Origin of the sequence: Paenibacillus tianjinensis (assembly GCF_017086365.1) — a bacterium.
GTDB lineage: Bacteria > Bacillota > Bacilli > Paenibacillales > Paenibacillaceae > Paenibacillus_AQ > Paenibacillus_AQ tianjinensis.
The window spans coordinates 3,512,210-3,529,003 of the sequence record NZ_CP070969.1 but is presented as its reverse complement, the minus strand read 5'-3'; the positions used below and the strand labels follow the sequence as shown (position 1 = coordinate 3,529,003).

The window sequence follows — 16,794 nt, the reverse complement described above, 5'->3', positions numbered from 1 at the left end:
AGAACATCTGCACTTACCAACGAACACCCGAGAAGTTACATTCTGCTCTCTTACACAAACTTCTTGACGCTACCAAATAAAGGCGTTCCATTCGGAATTAGCAGGCATTTTTCCCTCTAAATTCTCAAAAAAGCGGTGAGCGAATAAAAGTCAAATACGGATTTCGTGGAAGAGCCGCTTTCTTTGCTATTTTCTTATAACCGATTTAAAACCGGGCCGCTAAAAGTCCCAAGTATTCTTTCAGTGCCAGTCCGGTACTTTGGAGCGCACTCCCTGAAGGGGCGAACTTCCCGGGATACAGTGCCGTACCCCGGCTGGCAGTATAGTCTGTCGGATACGCCAGCGGATCCAGTCCGGCCTCATGGAACTGTGCCATCGCCCGGGACATATGAAAGGCGGATGTCACCAGAATAGGCTGGCGGAGCCCCAGTTCCTTCATGAGTACAGCGGTATTCACGGCATTCTGTTCCGTGTTAAGCGACTGGTTCTCCGGTATAATGTCTTCTTCCGGAATCCCGAGGCCAAGCAATTGCCGTTTTGCGGTATCAGCCTCGTTGCCGCTGTCGCTGAACACCTGTCCGCCGGAGTATAGGACCGGAAGCCCGTTTAAGCGGTACAGCCGAACTCCGGTGAGCAGACGGTTAGCTGCTGAACCCAGCAGATTGCCTTCACCGTCAATATCGGGAGTGCCGGAGGTTGCGCCTCCGCCCAGCACTACAATAACATCGCCGGTAATTCGGGCTGGCTGCTCGTAATTATTCTCCAGGCTGCGGATCAGTGCGTCGCCTACCCAAGGAGTCATCGAGAGATAGAGCAGCAGCGTAACGGCTGACAACACCATGGCCTGACGTCGGCTGCTGCGCCACAGCCAAATGGCCAGTGCAGCCAACAGTACGACGAATAGCCCCGGCGGCAGAATGAAGCTGTACGCAAATTTAATAAGATAAATCAGCAGGATCAACCGCCCTTCCCTTAGATGTATTAATCTCTAGCCGTATTGTACCATGAAGTAATTAGCAGGTGCTTCTGGATCTGGCGGGGCGGGAATCCGGTACGGCTGTTTATTTACAACTTATTGAGCGGGTCTCTGCTAGTGGATTGAACTGCTTTGCGGTATTGCCGGGGAGTGACTCATGTTATTTTTTTAACGACTGTGTTAAAGGGATCCATGTCGCGGTAGCCGACAGACTCGGTAATCAGCGGGACCTTTTGTGCTGTTACAGTAAATCGCAACAGATTCCGGACTGTGCGTACGGAAATATGATTTGTAATTTCTGTATAACATATGTTACTGTTAACATATGATAAAACAATCGGAGTGAATGCAGATGTCGATTAACAATGCCATATTAGGCCTCCTGAGCAGCAGGCCGTTAAGCGGCTATGACTTGAAGAAACTTATCCAGGAATCCACGTTCATGTACTGGTCGGGCAACAATAACCAGATTTACAAAGCGCTGGTAGAGCTGTTGAACGAGGGGTATGTAACGAATGAAGTCAAGCATCAGGAGAGCTCGCCTTCTAAGAAGATCTATACAATTACCGCTGCAGGGCAGCAGGAGCTCAGACGCTGGGTGCTGTCCTCCCCGGAGCAGCCGGAAGTCCGGAAGACCTTTCTTATCCAGCTGGCCTGGTGTAACGGGCTGGAGACAGACGAAATCCTGCGGTTGCTTGACGGCTACGAGCAGGAAATCCGCTCACTGATTCAATTGGAGCAGGGGAAGGCGGCAAAGGGGGGGGTTGCACCGGACAGAAGCCCGCGGGAAGCACTGATCTGGAGGATGATCGATGCCAATATCCTCTCGACCTACACCAGCGAGCTGCAATGGATTCGCGAGGTACGTGAGGCCATTATTCATGAGGAGGAAGCGGATGTTATGAATATTCAAGTGATTACCAAAGAAGACGAGCAGTACATCGCCTTCAGGTCATCAGACCTTATGCTCAGCACGGAACAGGATATTCTGGATCTGGTTGGCGTCTGCATGGAGCACAATATTTATAAGGTGCTGCTTCATGAAGAGGTGCTGTCGGATGACTTTTACAATCTGCGGACGGGTCTGGCCGGAACGGCACTGCAAAAATTTATCAACTATCGGATCACAGCAGCTGCTATTATTAACAGGGATCAGGCGGGCAAGGGGAGGTTCAAAGAGCTGCTGGCAGAGTTGAGCCAAGGTAATACCTTCAGAGTGTTCGCGCTGGAAGCTGATGCGGAAGCATGGCTGCTGCAAGTGTGAAATCGAAATTGTTGATGGAGTGAGCCTATGGACATTCAGATCAGGGAACTGAGCCACTTGGAGCAAGCACGGAGCATAGAAATCGACAGCAGTTTTACCATTGATTCCATGCTGAACTTAACTATTAACGGTGGGCAGATTGGATATACAATTACTGAGCTGGCCGGTTACCGGAAAAGTTATGAAGAAATATCTGCCGGCGATTACGCGGAATATATCGGAAACCCAAAGAAGAAGTGTTTTTTGGCTTATGCGGGGGAAGTCATCGTAGGGCAGATTTTGTTAAAAGAGAACTGGAACAAATACGGCTTTGTAGATTGTCTGAAAGTAGACAACGAATATAGGGGATTCGGCATCGGCCGGCAGCTGATCAGGCAGGCCAGGCTCTGGGCGGAGGCGGGCGGCATGCCGGGCCTCATGTTAGAAACGCAAAACAATAACGTCAGGGCATGCCAATTCTATGAAAGCTGCGGTTTTGTGATCGGCGGATTTGATTATCTTCTCTACAAGGGTTTGCATCCCCAGACGAAGGAAGCCGCAATTTACTGGTATCTGATATTTGAATAGCAGGGTTAATAATTAGCATGGAACAGATCTCGATGATCAGTTCATGCTTTTTTTGGTTGCAATCGATTATTATCAACAAAAATATAAAAAGATTTAGTTTAATAAAAAATTCTAATTGACTAATTGCTGATTATGCCATTAAAATAAAACCGTTCAAGTTGTTCTCACGATATTTGGTTCGAATTTATATAAAATAAACCATAACTCGCTGGAGAACATTTTTTCATTTATTTCATGAAAGCGTTTTATATCTGAGCTGAAAAGGAGGTTGCTGCGTACCAGAACTACCGCTTAGTTTCTTCTTAAACAACTCTTTAGAATCGGAGGATCTTACATCTTGAACAAAACAACTGGCAAGCTAACCGCTTCGCTCCTTGCGCTGCTGCTGCTCGTACCTTCTCAGGTGATGGGGGCTTCCGGGACGGTGAACGAACCCGGCAAGACGGGACAGCTTACCCAAACCACGGTGTCTGACTATAAGGGACACTGGGCAGAGGCTGATTTTCAGTCATGGGTAGAGAACGGGCTAATCACGGGTTATGGGAAAGGCGTGTATAAACCGGATCAGAATATCACCCGCGCAGAGTGGGTTTCACTGGTCAACAGAGTGTTCAATCTGCAGTCCCTAAGCGGGAGCAGTTTTAGTGATGTTGCTGAAGGCAGTGCTTATTATACGGAGATTATGAAAGCGGTCTCTGCCGGATATGTGTCGGGATACAGCGACGGTACATTTCGTCCGGCCCAGAGCGTAAGCCGCCAGGAAGCAGCTGTAATGCTGTACCGGCTGTTTCAGTTAGATGCTTCTTCGGCTGCTGCCGCACCTAAAGATGCTGCGGAGCTTCCGGAGTGGAGCAGGGAAGCTGTGCTTTCCTTGCTTGGCGACGGCTTCCTCAGCGGTTACGAAGATGGCAGCTTTAAAGGCTTGCGTTCAGTAACCAGAGCAGAAGCACTGCGAATGATCAGTAAGCTGTCCGGACAAATCATTCTAAAAAGCGGCAGCTATAACGCTCTAAATACCTCTAACGTGGTTATCGGGGCTGCCGGAGTAGAGCTCAAGAACACCAGCATTACGGGCAATCTGTATCTCACTGAGGGTATTGCTGAAGGTGATATTACACTTGATAATGTTAAGGTTGCGGGCAAAATCGTGGTGACCGGCGGCGGGGAAAACAGCGTCGTCCTGAACAATTCAACGGCTGCTGTCTTAGTGGCAGCTAAGAAGAATGGAAAGCTGCGTATTGCGGCAAAAGGCAGCAGTGCTGTAGCAGATGTAAAGGTTCAGTCGGGTGTGAAGCTTGAAGAGGATGCTGTGGCAACCGGGGCAGGCTTCGGTAAAGTCACAGTGGAACAGACACTGCCTAAGGCTGCAGTCGTTCAACTGAGCGGCAGCTTCGACTCGGTAATCATGAACGCACTCGGCGAGCCAACATTGTACTTAAGCAAAGGCAGAATCTCTGAAATGACGCTGAACCTCAAAGCGGGGCTCCGCTTGGAAGCCGGAACAGAAATCATCAATCTGATTCCAAATGTGAGCGAAGCTGTTAATATTCAAGGCAGCGGAAAGGTGACATTTGACCAGAAGTACAGCTCCCTGATTAAGCTGGAGACACCGGCACCAACGGCAACAGCTACAGCTACAGTAAGCAGCGGCGGCGGAACTACAGCATCACCGGAACCGACATCAACAGCCACACCGACAGCTACGGCTACGCCGGTACCGACATCAACGGCCACACCGGCACCGACGGCTACGGCTACGCCGGCCCCTTCACCGGTGGCGACTGCGCCGGCGTTCAGCAACGTATCCGTGCATGACCCGTCGGTTGTAAAGAACGGCGATACCTATTATGTCTTTGGTTCACATATTGAGGCAGCCAAAACTAAGGATCTGATGAACTGGAGCACCTTCACCAACGGCTATACGACGCCGGACAACATGCTCTTCGGTGATCTGTCCGCGAATCTGGCAGAATCCTTCGCCTGGGCCGGGGAGAATGATTCGGACAGCAAAGGCGGCTTCTCCGTCTGGGCACCTGATGTGTTCTGGAATGCGGATTATGTGAACAAGGATGGAAGCAAAGGCGCTTATATGATGTATTACTGCACCTCTTCCACCTACATCCGCTCTGCTATTGGCTATGCCGTTTCGCAGACTATTGAAGGTCCTTACGTCTACGGCGGAACTGTAATATATTCCGGATTCACCGCAGGTGAAGCCTATGATGCCAACAGTAAGGTCAACAAGAAGTGGACCAATACGAACATTCAGGCGCTGATTGACAACGGGACGCTGGATGGCATGAATCCGGCCTGGTTCAATACGAACGGAACGTACAACAATAAAATGTACACCAATGCGATTGATCCAACCCTGTTCTATGACGAGGACGGCAAGCTGTGGATGACCTATGGATCTTGGTCAGGCGGGATTTTTGTGCTGGAAGTAGATCCTGCGACCGGCGAACCGAAGTATCCGGGAAAAGACGGCACGACGGCAGACGGCAGAATCATTGACCGTTATTTTGGAACGAAAATTTCCGGCGGTAATTTCAAATCAGGCGAAGGCCCGTATATAGTCTATGATAAAAATACTGACTATTACTATCTGTATGTGACTTACGGCGGACTTGCATCGGACGGCGGTTACAATATGCGGCTGTTCCGTTCCGCGAATCCGGACGGTCCATATAAGGATGCTACAGGCCAAAATGCTGTACTGGAGACCGATGAAGATCATTCAGCCATTGGCAATAAACTGCTGGGGAACTTCATGTTCAGCAATCTGAACGGAGTGGCTGATTTCCCTACGTACGGCTATGTATCCTCAGGCCATAATTCAGTCTATTATAACGAGGAAGAGGGCAAGCTCTTTAATTTCTTCCATACGAGATTCCCGCTGCGCGGCGAAACCCATGAGGTGCGGGTGCACCAGATGTTCATGAATGAAGATGCCTGGCCGGTTGTCGCACCTCACCGTTATTCCGGCGAGACGCTGTCTAAGGTTGGGCGTGCCGATGTGGTCGGTGCGTATCAGTTTGTCAATCACGGCGAGGATACCTCAGCTAAGATTAAATCCACAGTTGACGTTGAACTGCTTGAAGACGGTACCCTTGGCGGAGCGGTTAGCGGAACTTGGGAACTTACAGGTGATTATTACGCCCATCTGCTGATCAACGAAACGGACAATGGCAGCACTGTACAGAGACTTTACAAAGGTGTATTTGTGAAGCAATGGGATTCTACCCGGAAAGACAATGTTATGGTCTTTACGGCAATGTCCGACCAGGACGTAGCGGTCTGGGGCAGTGCCATAGAGCTGCTCAGCGATGAAGAACTGGTTGTTAATGTGGCGAATAGCCTAACTCTGGGCGATACAAGCAAGGTCTACCGGGATCTGAAACTGCCGGTTTCCGGTGTACATGGAGCGGTTATCACTTGGGCTTCTTCCAATGAAGCTGTAGTTGCAGCAGACGGGAAAGTAACACGCCCTGCAGCAGGCAGCGGAAAAGCATCGGTGCAGCTTACAGCCACTATCAAGCTTGGTGAAGCGGCGGTAACCAAGACCTTTACAGTGGTTGTAGTGCAGCTAAGCGGCACTCAGCTCGAAGACGGTTTGGTTGCAGCATATGATTTTGAAGGCAATCTGGCAGAGAACGGTGACCGCCTGGCTGCAGCTACTGTCACAGGCAAGCTGATTAACACCACTGATGGAAAAGTAAGCTATGTGGAGGGGGAAAACGGCCAGGCCGTTAAGCTGGATGGCAGCTCCGGTGTCCGCCTGCCGGACGGACTGATCAGCAGCAACGCGTATACAATCAGCCTATGGCTGAATCCAGAACAGCTTACAGCCTATACACCGGCATTTTTCGGTGCCCAATCTTCAAGCAACTGGATAAGCCTTCTGCCATACGGTAATGGTGCAGCCACCACGCGGATGTGGTTCGGTAGTGATACCTGGCTTGACGCGGATGCCGGTCTGCAGATTCCAGCCGGTAAGTGGTCACATATCACGTTCACTTATGATGCCGGAGCAGTCAAGCTGTATGTGAACGGAGTGCTTAAATATTCGGGCACATCCTTTACAGATGTCTTCAAAGGAACGGATGGTGTGTTTGCACTTGGCGTCAATTATTGGGATATCCCTTATAAAGGTCTGATCGATCAGTTCCGGGTATATGAGAAAGCGCTGACTCCGGAAGCCGTCGGATGGCTTGTGAACGGTGAACCTGATGCGAATGTTAAGGTGACTTCCATTTCATTTGCCGATACCGAGAAAAGTGTAGCCACAGGCAATACCTTTACTTCGCAGCCTGCGATCCTTCCGGGGAATGCCGGAAATCAAGCTCTGGCATGGACCTCAAGTGCACCTGAATTTGCAGAAGTTGATCCAGTAACAGGCGTGGTGACCGCTAAGGCAGTCGGTGAAGCGGTAATCACCGCAGCTTCCACAGATGGAAGTAATGTAACTGGCAGCTATACAGTAAAGGTAACGGACGGGCTTGTCGCCGTATTCTCTTTTGACGGGGACTTGAAGGAATCCCATCAGCTCACCGGTGAAGGCAGAGTAACGGGTTCGCTTATCGACAGTACTACTGTTGGAAGTATCACCTACGGCACTGGTATTTCGGGTCAAGCCGCATTATTGGACGGCATGTCCGGAATCCGCCTGCCTGACGGCTTGATCAACAGCAATAGCTATTCCGTTTCCATGTGGCTAAATCCCGAGCAGCTGACCAACTTTACGACAGCCTTCTTTGGGGCAAGCTCGAATAGCAGCTGGATCAGTCTTGTTCCGCAGCTCGCCGACAAAGAAACAGTGCTATGGGCGAATGCGGCCTACCGGGCAACAGCCGGAATCAAAATTGCTGAAAATCAATGGACGCATGTAGTTTTTACAGTCTATAACGGAGCGGTCAAGCTGTATATCAACGGCGAAGAAAAGTTTTCAGGCACCGACTTCCCAAATATTTTCAAGAATAATAATGGGATCTTCACGTTGGGTGTGAATTACTGGGATACTCCTTATAAAGGTTTGATCGACGAGTTGAAGATCTATAACAATGTACTAACGCCGGAAAAAGTGAAGGCGGAATATCAGCAGTATGGTAAGTAGGATGAACTGGATTTTCGATGCAGCACAATGAATGACCTAAAGCGGAGCCGCAGGCTCCGCTTTTTTTACGATTAACGTCCTCACAGCCACTTCACAGCCCAATCCTCAACATGGCAGAGCGCAGCTCCAAGCTCCTGCCCTTTTTGCGTTAGCGAATATTCTGTCCGGACCGGCCTGTCCGGGATTACTGCCCGGCTGAGCAGACCGCAGTCTTCAAGCTCCTTCAGGCGTTCATTCAGCATGCGTTTGCTTAGATCCGGGATGATGGTATGCAGCTCACTGAACCGCCTTGGCCCTTCCATTAGCACATGGATGATCAGATTTACCCATTTTTTTCCGACAATATGATAGGCATGCTCCACTTTGGCAAGTAACGGCCTAATCTCCTGCTTCACTCAGCATCAGCCCTTAGTAGTTATTATTAATAGCCAACTAACTATAACATAGTTAAAACTTCGTGAAAATAAGTACTTTTCGTAAATGTCAAAATGAGGTTGACGAATGAATTTTACAGTCGTATGATGTGTTATATTAAAGTTTGCGAGTGATTAAAAGTAACCTAATAAACATTGGATAATAACGGGAGGAATGAAAGTGGAATCATCAACATTTGTGCTTTTTGGTGCTACCGGGGATTTGGCTAAACGCAAAATTTATCCGGCTTTATATAATCTGTTCGCAGATGGCAAGCTTTCCGGTCCTCTCTCTGTGATTGGACTCGGCAGACGGGAGCTTAGCAATGAAACGTTCCAGGCGCAGGTGCTGGATTCGCTGTGTACCTTTTCCCGCCATCCGGTAAAAGATTCAGCCGAGCTGCAGAAGTTTCTGCTGGCTTTTGAATATAGTGTGCTGGACGTGGGACGTCCGGAGGATTATACGAAGCTGCTGGGTCATGTGCGCCGCCGTGAAGAAGAGCTGAACATTCCCGGTAACCGGATGTTTTATTTGTCTGTCGGCCCTGAATTCTTCGGTCCAATTGCCGGTAATATCGAGGCCAGCGGCCTTGGAGACACAAACGGCTGGAAACGCCTGATTATCGAGAAGCCCTTCGGCAGAGATTTGCAGTCTGCGCGGGAGCTGAATAACAGTCTGAATGCGGCCTTTAAGGAAGAAGAAATTTTCCGGATTGATCACTTCCTCGGTAAGCCAATGGTGCAGAACCTGGAAGTTTTGAAGTATTCGAACCCTGTGCTCCGGGCATTATGGCAAAACCGTTATATCGCGAATGTCCAGATTACGGCTGCTGAGACTGTCGGTGTGGAAGAGCGGGCAGGCTATTATGACAAGGCGGGTGCGCTGCGCGACATGTTCCAGAATCATATGCTGCAGCTCCTGATGATGATGGCCATGCAGCTTCCTAAGGGCAGCACCCCCGAGGATGTCCGCAGCAAGAAGCGGCATGTGATCCAGTCCTTACGTCCGCTGCTGAAGGAGGAGGTCACTCAGCATGTGGTGCGCGGACAATACGGCGCTGGGGAGATTAAAGGCAAAGAGGTCCCTGCCTATACTGCCGAACCGGGCATTGATGCTTCCTCGCAGAATGAGACTTACATCGCCGCCCGCCTGTGGATTGATGATCCGATGTGGAGTGAAGTGCCTTTCTATATCCGCACCGGCAAACGTATGAAGGAGAAATCGACCCGGATCGTTATAGAATTCAAGGAACCGTTTAATGACTTTCATAACAAAAACAGAGGGAATACCCAGCTTGACCCGAACCTGCTGGTGATCGAAATCGGCCCCGGCGAAGGTATCTCACTGCAGCTGAACACCAAAAACCCGCGCCAGCACGGACAGCTTGAACCGGTCAGTATCAAACATGATTCGGCCAATCCGGACCTGCCGGAAGCCTATGAGAATCTGATCTATGATGCGCTGCTCGGGGATGCTACTTTCTTCGCCCATTGGGATGAAGTGGAGTTGTCCTGGCAGTGGGTACAGCCGATTATCGAAGCTACAGAGGAAGGATCGCTTCCGCTTCACACGTATGCTTCGGGCTCTTTTGGTCCGGATGCGGCTGCTGAATTGCTTGGGGAAGATCACTGGTGGCTGGATGAGGAAGCACCTGTGGGGCTGCGTCAGCGGAATACCGTACACAGTCTTGATGGAGAAGTTATCCGGCCCGGGGCATAAACCGTTCTCTTTGTACTATTAACAGTTACCTATACAAATACTATTCGGAGGGATATGTAATGAAAGTCGGATTGATCGGATTAGGAAAAATGGGCTTCAATCTGGGCCAGAACCTGTTGGAGCATGGACATGAGGTGGTGGCGTATGACGTAAGCGCTGCTGCCGTTGAAGAGATTGGAGCGAAGGGGGCCTCAGGAGCGGCTAATCTGGCCGAACTCGTGAGCAAGCTGGATACTCCGCGGATTGCCTGGATTATGGTGCCGCATCAGTTTGTCGATTCTGTAATTACTGAGCTGACTCCGCTGCTGTCCAAAGGTGACATTATTATCGAGGCCGGGAACTCGCACTACAAGGAATCCATCCGGCGCCATGATGAACTTGAACAATCAGGGATATACTTCCTGGATGCCGGCACCTCTGGCGGGATGGAAGGGGCACGCAATGGTGCCTGCTACATGATCGGAGGAGACGAGGAAGCCTGGAAGATTGCCGAGCCGCTGTTCCGTGATACCTCTGTGGACAACGGCTATCTGTATGCCGGCAAGTCCGGCAGCGGCCACTTCCTGAAGATGGTGCATAACGGGATTGAATACGGCATGATGGCTGCAATCGGGGAAGGCTTTGAAGTGCTGGAGAAAAGCGGCTTTGACTTTAACTTCGAGCAGGTAGCCCGTGTGTGGAACAACGGCTCTGTTATCCGCTCGTGGTTAATGGAGCTAGTGGAGCGCGCCTTCTCGAAGGATGCGAAGCTGGACGAGATCAAAGGGATTATGCACTCCTCCGGAGAGGGCAGATGGACACTTGAAACGGCGTTTGATCTGCAGGCGGCTACACCGGTTATCGCAATGGCGCTGCTGATGCGCTACCGTTCGCTGGAGACCGACACCTTCACCGGTAAAGTGGTTGCCGCACTACGCAACGAGTTCGGCGGACACGCCGTTGAGACCAAATAATCTGCACATCTATATAGATATAAGAGCGGCAAATCTCAATGTCCTTACAGGACACTGGGTTTGCCGCTTCTTTGTGCTCTGCAGTATCCAGTCACGGATGTTTATATGAATCGCAGGTCTGTATATTATAATGATCACTTTAAGATAAGCTTAGACAAGGAAAAGAGGAACATTATTTACACCACACGAGATCGAAGGAAATTACTGAGAACCTCAGGGTGTTTATGAATGAAGCAGGTACAAAGTAAATCTAACCAATTACAATATACAGTTCCCCAGAACCTGCACTCTGTTGTACTATAAATGGATAAACTCCGGCAACTAGAGGAATGGTGATCTAATCTATGGTAAATCTATTGGAAGTACTCAAAAAGGAAATCGTTCCGGCAGAAGGCTGTACAGAGCCGATCGCTGTGGCCTATGCCGTCTCCTTAGCTGCGGAGCTGCTGCAGGAGGAAATTACGTCCATCCGGCTGCTTCTTAGCGGAAACATAATTAAGAATGCTATGGGAGTCGGGATTCCCGGGACTGGCCAGACTGGACTGCCGATTGCCGCCGCACTTGGCGCAGTAATCCACCGGTCACACAGGAAGCTGGAGATTCTCTCTGGACTGACTGCAGAAGAATTAGAGCAGGCTAACAGAATCATCGGGCGCAAGCTGTTGGAAGTGGAACTGAAAGATACGCCGGAGAAACTGTATATTGAAGCCCGGGTCAGTAGTGCTAACCACCAGGCAACAGCAATTATTTCCGGAGAGCATACCAATATTGTCTTACTGGAGAAGGATGGGATGCCGGTCGGGATCCAGAAGGACAAGGGGGACTGCGGGGAAGATGATCTGCTGAGTCCAGAGGCATATGCGGTTTCTTTGGAAGGAATCTTTGAATTTGTCTGCACTACGGATTATTCAGAGCTGGAGTTTCTCTTGGAAGGTGCCAGAATGAATAAGGCGATTTCGGACGAGGGATTGCGGGGAGATTATGGCCTTCAAGTCGGTAAAAAGATGAGCCAGCGCTCCGCTGTCAATCTGTTCGGCAATGATGTGGCGAATTCGGTCATCGCTGCTACGGCCGCGGCCTCTGATGCACGGATGGACGGCAGTGCAATGCCTGTGATGACCACTGCCGGAAGCGGAAATCAGGGGATAGCCTGCACACTGCCCGTGATTAAGCTGGCGGAGCTTCTGGGCAAAGATGATGAAATGCTGGCCCGGGCCATCGCCCTCAGCAATCTGGTTACCGTGCATGTCAAACATTATATCGGACGCCTCTCACCGCTGTGCGGGTCAGGCATTGCCGGCGGAGTGGGAGCTAACAGCGGCATCATCTATCTCATGGGCGGCAGTCTGGAGCAAATCAAGCATGGAATCCAGAATACGATTGCTTCCTTGTCCGGCATGATCTGCGATGGTGCGAAATCCACCTGTGCGCTCAAAATCTCCACCTCCACCAATGCCGCGATTCAGGCGGCAACGCTGGCGATGAATAATATCTCACCGTCCGACAATGACGGCGTGATTTTTGAAAAGGTCGAGGATACGATCCGCAACATGGAACGGCTGGTCCAGGAAGGGCTTGCCGCAACAGATGAGACGATTTTGAATATTATGCTGTCCAAAGGTTAACTACAGCGTTGCAGCACAAAAAAGGGCATTTCCCCAGACAGGAGTAGGGGAGATGTCCTTTTTGTATATCGCACCAACTCTATTAATAGAGAACTTCAATATTCTCCTCAGCCAGCCGCTTAAGCCACGGCTCCGGGGGTCTGCAGTCTGTAATCAGGATATCGATTCTGCCAAGCTCCACCAGCTGCGTAAAGGCGGTCTTATTAAACTTGGTATGGTCAGCGAGCAGCACGACCTTCTCGGCCTGGCGCAGCATATATTTCTTAAGCTCGCATTCCGGTTCATTAGAGTCCGTAATTCCCCGTTCCAAATCCACTCCCTTGCAGCTGATCACGGCAGTATCGACATTGTAGCGCTGAATTGTATCATGGGCGACCGGACCAACCAGTGACAGTGAGCGGTGGCGCAGGGAACCGCCGGTAGAGATGATGTTCATGCCGGAATTCGCGAACTCCTGCAAAATGTTGATTGAATTGGTGATAACCGTCAGATTATTTTTGTTACCCAGCAGCTTGAGGAACTCAAAAGAGGTTGAACTGGGGTCTACCATCAGCGTATCCCCGTCATTGATCAGATCAAGCGCCTTCAGCGCTATGTTGCGTTTAATATCCGTGTTAATCGCGTTGCGGGTTACGAACGGAAGATCCTCATTGGTATGCCTGTTCAGCATAGCCCCGCCATATGTGCGGCTGACAATACCGTCCTTCTCCAGCTTCTCCAGATCCCTGCGGATCGTTTCTTCCGTCACCTCGAACATGCGGCTCAGATCGGAGACAAGCACACGCTTGTCCTGATGGACAAGATCTATTATTTTATTGCGTCTTTCAGCAGCCAGCATCGTAATCACCTTTCTGCAGCTATTTAAATTCTGTTATATAAATATAGACCTGCATATCTGTGTTTTGCAATAAAATAACTGAAAACAACATACTTTATATTGTAATCCCTACACAACAAACATTAAACAAATAAAAACAACATAAATAATATATTATTTGTTGACAACACAGATTTACAACGCTACGATAAAGATGTTCATTTTCTCTTTGAAAGCGCATGCTTCATAAGACTAGCGCCTGAGCACGGTCCGCTGCGATGACTCCAGAGACCAGCCTGAGGTGCCGCAGCCAGGATAAACCTTGCAGAGAAGAAGATAACTTAAGGGATTATAGTTACACAAAATTGCTGGGAGGCTGGTCAATCAATGAGTACTCATGTCTATTATGTTCCTTCAATCAACATTATGGGAAAAGGTTGTCTTAAAGAAATCGCTCCCTACATTCAAGAACTGAACCTGCGGAAAGCGCTGGTAGTAACCGACAAGTTCCTGATGAAGAGCGGGATCGCCGGTAAGCTGCTGGCCGTGCTGGATGAGGCGGGGATTGAGTATGTTGTATTTGATGAAGTAAAACCAAATCCGACCTGTAAAAATGTTCACGACGGCGTGGATTTCTTGAAATCGCATCATTGTGATTATCTGATCTCCATCGGCGGCGGTTCTCCGCAGGATACAGCCAAAGCCATCGGTATCGTTGCTACTAATGGCGGACATATTGCTGAATATGAGGGAGTACACAAGTCTAAAGTTAAATCGCTGCCGATCGTTGCCGTAAATACCACTGCCGGAACCTCAAGCGAAGTTACGATTAACTATGTCATTACTGATGAAGAACGCAAGGTTAAAATGGTTATGGTCGATAAGAACAGTATCGCGACCATTTCCGTGAACGACCCCGAGCTTATGGTGGATAAGCCGGCTGCACTTACAGCGGCAACGGGAATGGATGCGCTGACCCATGCCATTGAAGCCCTCGTTACACCAGGCGCTTATCCGGTTACGGATGCTACTGCACTTGCGGCTGTTGAGCTGATTTTTGCCAATCTGGCCCGTACTGTAAAGAACGGTCATGACATCGAAGCGCGGGAACAGATGGTGTACGCGATCTTCCTTGGCGGGCTGGCGTTCAACAATGCCGGACTCGGCTATGTACATGCCATGGCGCATCAGCTTGGCGGCGTATATGATCTGCCGCACGGCGTATGCAATGCGATGCTGCTGCCTTATGTAGAAGAAGAGAATGCCAAATATGTACCTGAGAAATTCCGGGCCATCGCCAAGGCCATCGGCCTTCAGGTAGACGGCAAAACCGATAAGGAATGTGCGGACTTCGTGATTGAGTCCATCAAGGCCTTGTCGAAGGAAGTCGGCATTCCGGCTAAATTATCCGAACTGGGTGTTGAAGAGGTAGATCTTGATCTTCTCTCCGAGAACGCAATGAAGGATGCCTGCGCTCCGGGCAATCCGTTCATTCCGACGAAGGAAGAAGTCATCGCCCTGTTCCGTAAAATTCTCTAACCGCCCCATTACTCTGAAGGAAGGAGCTTCCCTATGAACTATCATATTGCCGTCGATATCGGTGCCTCCAGCGGGCGGCTTGTGCTCGGAACACTAGCGGACGGAAGTCTCTCGCTGGAGGAAATTCACCGTTTCGGCAACGGCTTTACCGAACGAGACGGCTCCTGCTACTGGGATATCGATTATTTATTCGGGGAAATTCTGCTCGGCCTGCAAAAGGCAAAAGCTGCCGGCATCACCAAATGTACACTCGGTATCGATACCTGGGCCGTAGATTATGTGCTGCTGGATGCGGAGGGAAACCGGATGCAGGAGGTGTATGCTTACCGAGACCGCCGTACGGACGGTGTAGTGGAGGAAGTGGCGAAGCTGATTTCTCCTGAAACGGTGTATGCCAAAACCGGAATCCAGCAATTAACCTTTAATACGTTATATCAGCTGTATGCCCATAGCCGTGAGGAGCTGGCTGCAGCCGACCAGATTCTGCTTGTGCCGGATTATCTCTACTATAGATTATGCGGGCGCAAAATTATCGAAGTAACCAATGCTTCTACGACACAACTGCTCAATCTGGATGAACGTGAATTTGATGCGGACCTGCTGGCTCTGCTTCATTTAAAAAGAGAACAGTTCGCAGCTCTTACCGAACCGGGTGAGGTTCTAGGCACAATTAGCGATACACTTATGGAGCAGTACGATCTGCCGGAATGTGAACTGATCTGTGCAGCAACACATGACACAGCCTCTGCAGTACTGGGTGTCCCTGTGCCAAATGGACGTTCCTCCGCCTACATCAGCAGTGGCACCTGGTCACTGCTTGGTGTAGAGCTGGAGCGGCCGATCAATACTCCGGCTGCGAAGGAAGCTAACTACACCAATGAGTGGGGCGCTTATGGAACGTACCGTTTCCTGAAGAACATTATGGGACTGTGGCTGATTCAGGAAGTCCGCAGACTGGACGGGGAGCGGTATAGCTTCGGCGAACTGGCTGAGCTTGCCGGAGCAGCAGAAGGCTTCCGCAGCCTGATTCCGTGCAATGATCCGCGGTTCCTGAACCCGGACAACATGATTGAAGAGATCCGCCAGGCATGTGCCGGGAGCGGCCAGCCTGTTCCGCAGACTCCGGGCGAGCTTGCCCGCTGTATTTTTGACAGTCTGGCGCTTTCTTACCGTAGTTATCTGGAGGAGCTGGAGCAACTGACCGGCAGACCGGTCGAGGTGCTGCAAATCGTCGGGGGTGGAGCGAACAATATCTTGTTGTGCCAGCTGACTGCTGACATCATCGGCAGAGAGGTGCTGGCCGGTCCGGTTGAATCCACTGCGCTCGGCAATCTTGCGGTGCAGATGATTCAAACAGGTTCTGTTGCAGACATTCATGAAGCCCGGGGCATTATAGGACAGTCATTCGAGATTAAGTCATACACCCCGCGCCCGCTCCCGGAACTGGATGAACTGCTCGTCCGTTGGGAAAAGCTGCACGCAGACGCTGTTAAGGGCGGTAAATAGTTTCTTATCTAATTAACTTGATAAATGAGAAGTAGGAAAGTCGTAACGGAGGGGATTTTGGAACTGGAGGTGCGGTAGCGTCCGCCTGAAAGCTTTTCGTAGGAAAGCTCACTTCGGAAGTATAAGCAGTCTACAGATTTCAACCGCTAACGGCGGTATAGATCAAGAAATCTGTAGACAACAGCGGCCGGAAGTCCAAACATTCACCGCAGTTGTGACTGGATTGGAGCAGATGCTCACAAAACGAAGCATATGCTTTCGAAGCCAGTTTTGTACGAAGTAACTCAGATGGAGCAGATGC

Annotated in this window: 11 protein-coding genes; 8 read left to right on the top strand and 3 right to left on the bottom strand. The window is 50.1% G+C overall.

What is annotated here, in order from left to right:
- Positions 1 to 205: 205 nt before the first annotated feature.
- Positions 206 to 952, bottom strand: a complete 747-nt coding sequence (locus tag JRJ22_RS15900; protein WP_206105160.1) for a YdcF family protein — start codon at positions 950 to 952, stop codon at positions 206 to 208.
- Between the two features lie 376 nt (positions 953 to 1,328).
- Here JRJ22_RS15900 and JRJ22_RS15895 point away from each other — a divergent pair, with 376 nt between their 5' ends.
- The 3 genes from JRJ22_RS15895 to JRJ22_RS15885 all read left to right on the top strand — a co-directional run bounded on the left by JRJ22_RS15895 (position 1,329) and on the right by JRJ22_RS15885 (position 7,920).
- Positions 1,329 to 2,240 carry a PadR family transcriptional regulator gene (locus JRJ22_RS15895; protein WP_206100470.1) on the top strand — a complete coding sequence of 304 codons (912 nt, stop codon included), beginning with the start codon at positions 1,329 to 1,331 and terminating at the stop codon, positions 2,238 to 2,240.
- A 27-nt stretch (positions 2,241 to 2,267) separates the two neighbouring features.
- On the top strand, positions 2,268 to 2,807 hold the full coding sequence (locus tag JRJ22_RS15890; protein ID WP_206100469.1) for a GNAT family N-acetyltransferase: 540 nt from the start codon (positions 2,268 to 2,270) through the stop codon (positions 2,805 to 2,807).
- A 337-nt stretch (positions 2,808 to 3,144) separates the two neighbouring features.
- The gene (locus tag JRJ22_RS15885; protein WP_206100468.1) at positions 3,145 to 7,920 is read left to right on the top strand and encodes a LamG-like jellyroll fold domain-containing protein; all 4,776 of its coding nucleotides are present in this window, start codon (positions 3,145 to 3,147) and stop codon (positions 7,918 to 7,920) included.
- 80 nt (positions 7,921 to 8,000) lie between these two features.
- On the opposite strand, the gene JRJ22_RS15880 is transcribed toward JRJ22_RS15885, so the two are convergent.
- Positions 8,001 to 8,315, bottom strand: a complete 315-nt coding sequence (locus tag JRJ22_RS15880; protein WP_206100467.1) for a winged helix-turn-helix transcriptional regulator — start codon at positions 8,313 to 8,315, stop codon at positions 8,001 to 8,003.
- Positions 8,316 to 8,514: 199 nt separating this feature from the next.
- On the opposite strand from JRJ22_RS15880, the gene zwf reads away from it, so the two are divergent.
- From zwf to JRJ22_RS15865, 3 genes are all read left to right on the top strand, one after another.
- The gene (gene zwf, locus JRJ22_RS15875; protein ID WP_206100466.1) at positions 8,515 to 10,053 is read left to right on the top strand and encodes a glucose-6-phosphate dehydrogenase; all 1,539 of its coding nucleotides are present in this window, start codon (positions 8,515 to 8,517) and stop codon (positions 10,051 to 10,053) included.
- A 59-nt stretch (positions 10,054 to 10,112) separates the two neighbouring features.
- Positions 10,113 to 11,006: a phosphogluconate dehydrogenase (NAD(+)-dependent, decarboxylating) gene (gnd, locus tag JRJ22_RS15870; protein ID WP_206100465.1), complete on the top strand. Its 894-nt coding sequence runs from the start codon at positions 10,113 to 10,115 to the stop codon at positions 11,004 to 11,006.
- 344 nt (positions 11,007 to 11,350) lie between these two features.
- A complete protein-coding gene (locus tag JRJ22_RS15865; protein WP_206100464.1) occupies positions 11,351 to 12,631 on the top strand; it encodes an L-cysteine desulfidase family protein in 1,281 nt (426 codons plus the stop codon).
- 82 nt (positions 12,632 to 12,713) lie between these two features.
- Here the strand turns inward: JRJ22_RS15865 and JRJ22_RS15860 are convergent, their stop codons facing one another.
- On the bottom strand, positions 12,714 to 13,469 hold the full coding sequence (locus tag JRJ22_RS15860; RefSeq protein ID WP_206105159.1) for a DeoR/GlpR family DNA-binding transcription regulator: 756 nt from the start codon (positions 13,467 to 13,469) through the stop codon (positions 12,714 to 12,716).
- Positions 13,470 to 13,835: 366 nt separating this feature from the next.
- Here JRJ22_RS15860 and JRJ22_RS15855 point away from each other — a divergent pair, with 366 nt between their 5' ends.
- Both JRJ22_RS15855 and rhaB read left to right on the top strand, forming a co-directional pair.
- Positions 13,836 to 14,987 (top strand): iron-containing alcohol dehydrogenase, encoded by a 1,152-nt coding sequence (locus JRJ22_RS15855; RefSeq protein ID WP_206100463.1) that lies wholly within the window; start codon positions 13,836 to 13,838, stop codon positions 14,985 to 14,987.
- A gap of 33 nt (positions 14,988 to 15,020) precedes the next feature.
- A complete protein-coding gene (gene rhaB / locus JRJ22_RS15850) occupies positions 15,021 to 16,493 on the top strand; it encodes a rhamnulokinase (protein WP_206100462.1) in 1,473 nt (490 codons plus the stop codon).
- Positions 16,494 to 16,794: the final 301 nt, after the last annotated feature.

What these genes read in the sequence shown, in the direction of transcription:
- JRJ22_RS15895 (WP_206100470.1), top strand. Translation starts at nt 1,329, where the DNA reads ATGTCGATTAACAATGCCATATTAGGCCTCCTGAGCAGCAGGCCGTTA.
- JRJ22_RS15890 (WP_206100469.1), top strand. Translation starts at nt 2,268, where the DNA reads ATGGACATTCAGATCAGGGAACTGAGCCACTTGGAGCAAGCACGGAGC.
- gnd (WP_206100465.1), top strand. Translation starts at nt 10,113, where the DNA reads ATGAAAGTCGGATTGATCGGATTAGGAAAAATGGGCTTCAATCTGGGC.
- JRJ22_RS15865 (WP_206100464.1), top strand. Translation starts at nt 11,351, where the DNA reads ATGGTAAATCTATTGGAAGTACTCAAAAAGGAAATCGTTCCGGCAGAA.
- JRJ22_RS15860 (WP_206105159.1), bottom strand. Translation starts at nt 13,469, where the DNA reads ATGCTGGCTGCTGAAAGACGCAATAAAATAATAGATCTTGTCCATCAG.
- JRJ22_RS15855 (WP_206100463.1), top strand. Translation starts at nt 13,836, where the DNA reads ATGAGTACTCATGTCTATTATGTTCCTTCAATCAACATTATGGGAAAA.
- rhaB (WP_206100462.1), top strand. Translation starts at nt 15,021, where the DNA reads ATGAACTATCATATTGCCGTCGATATCGGTGCCTCCAGCGGGCGGCTT.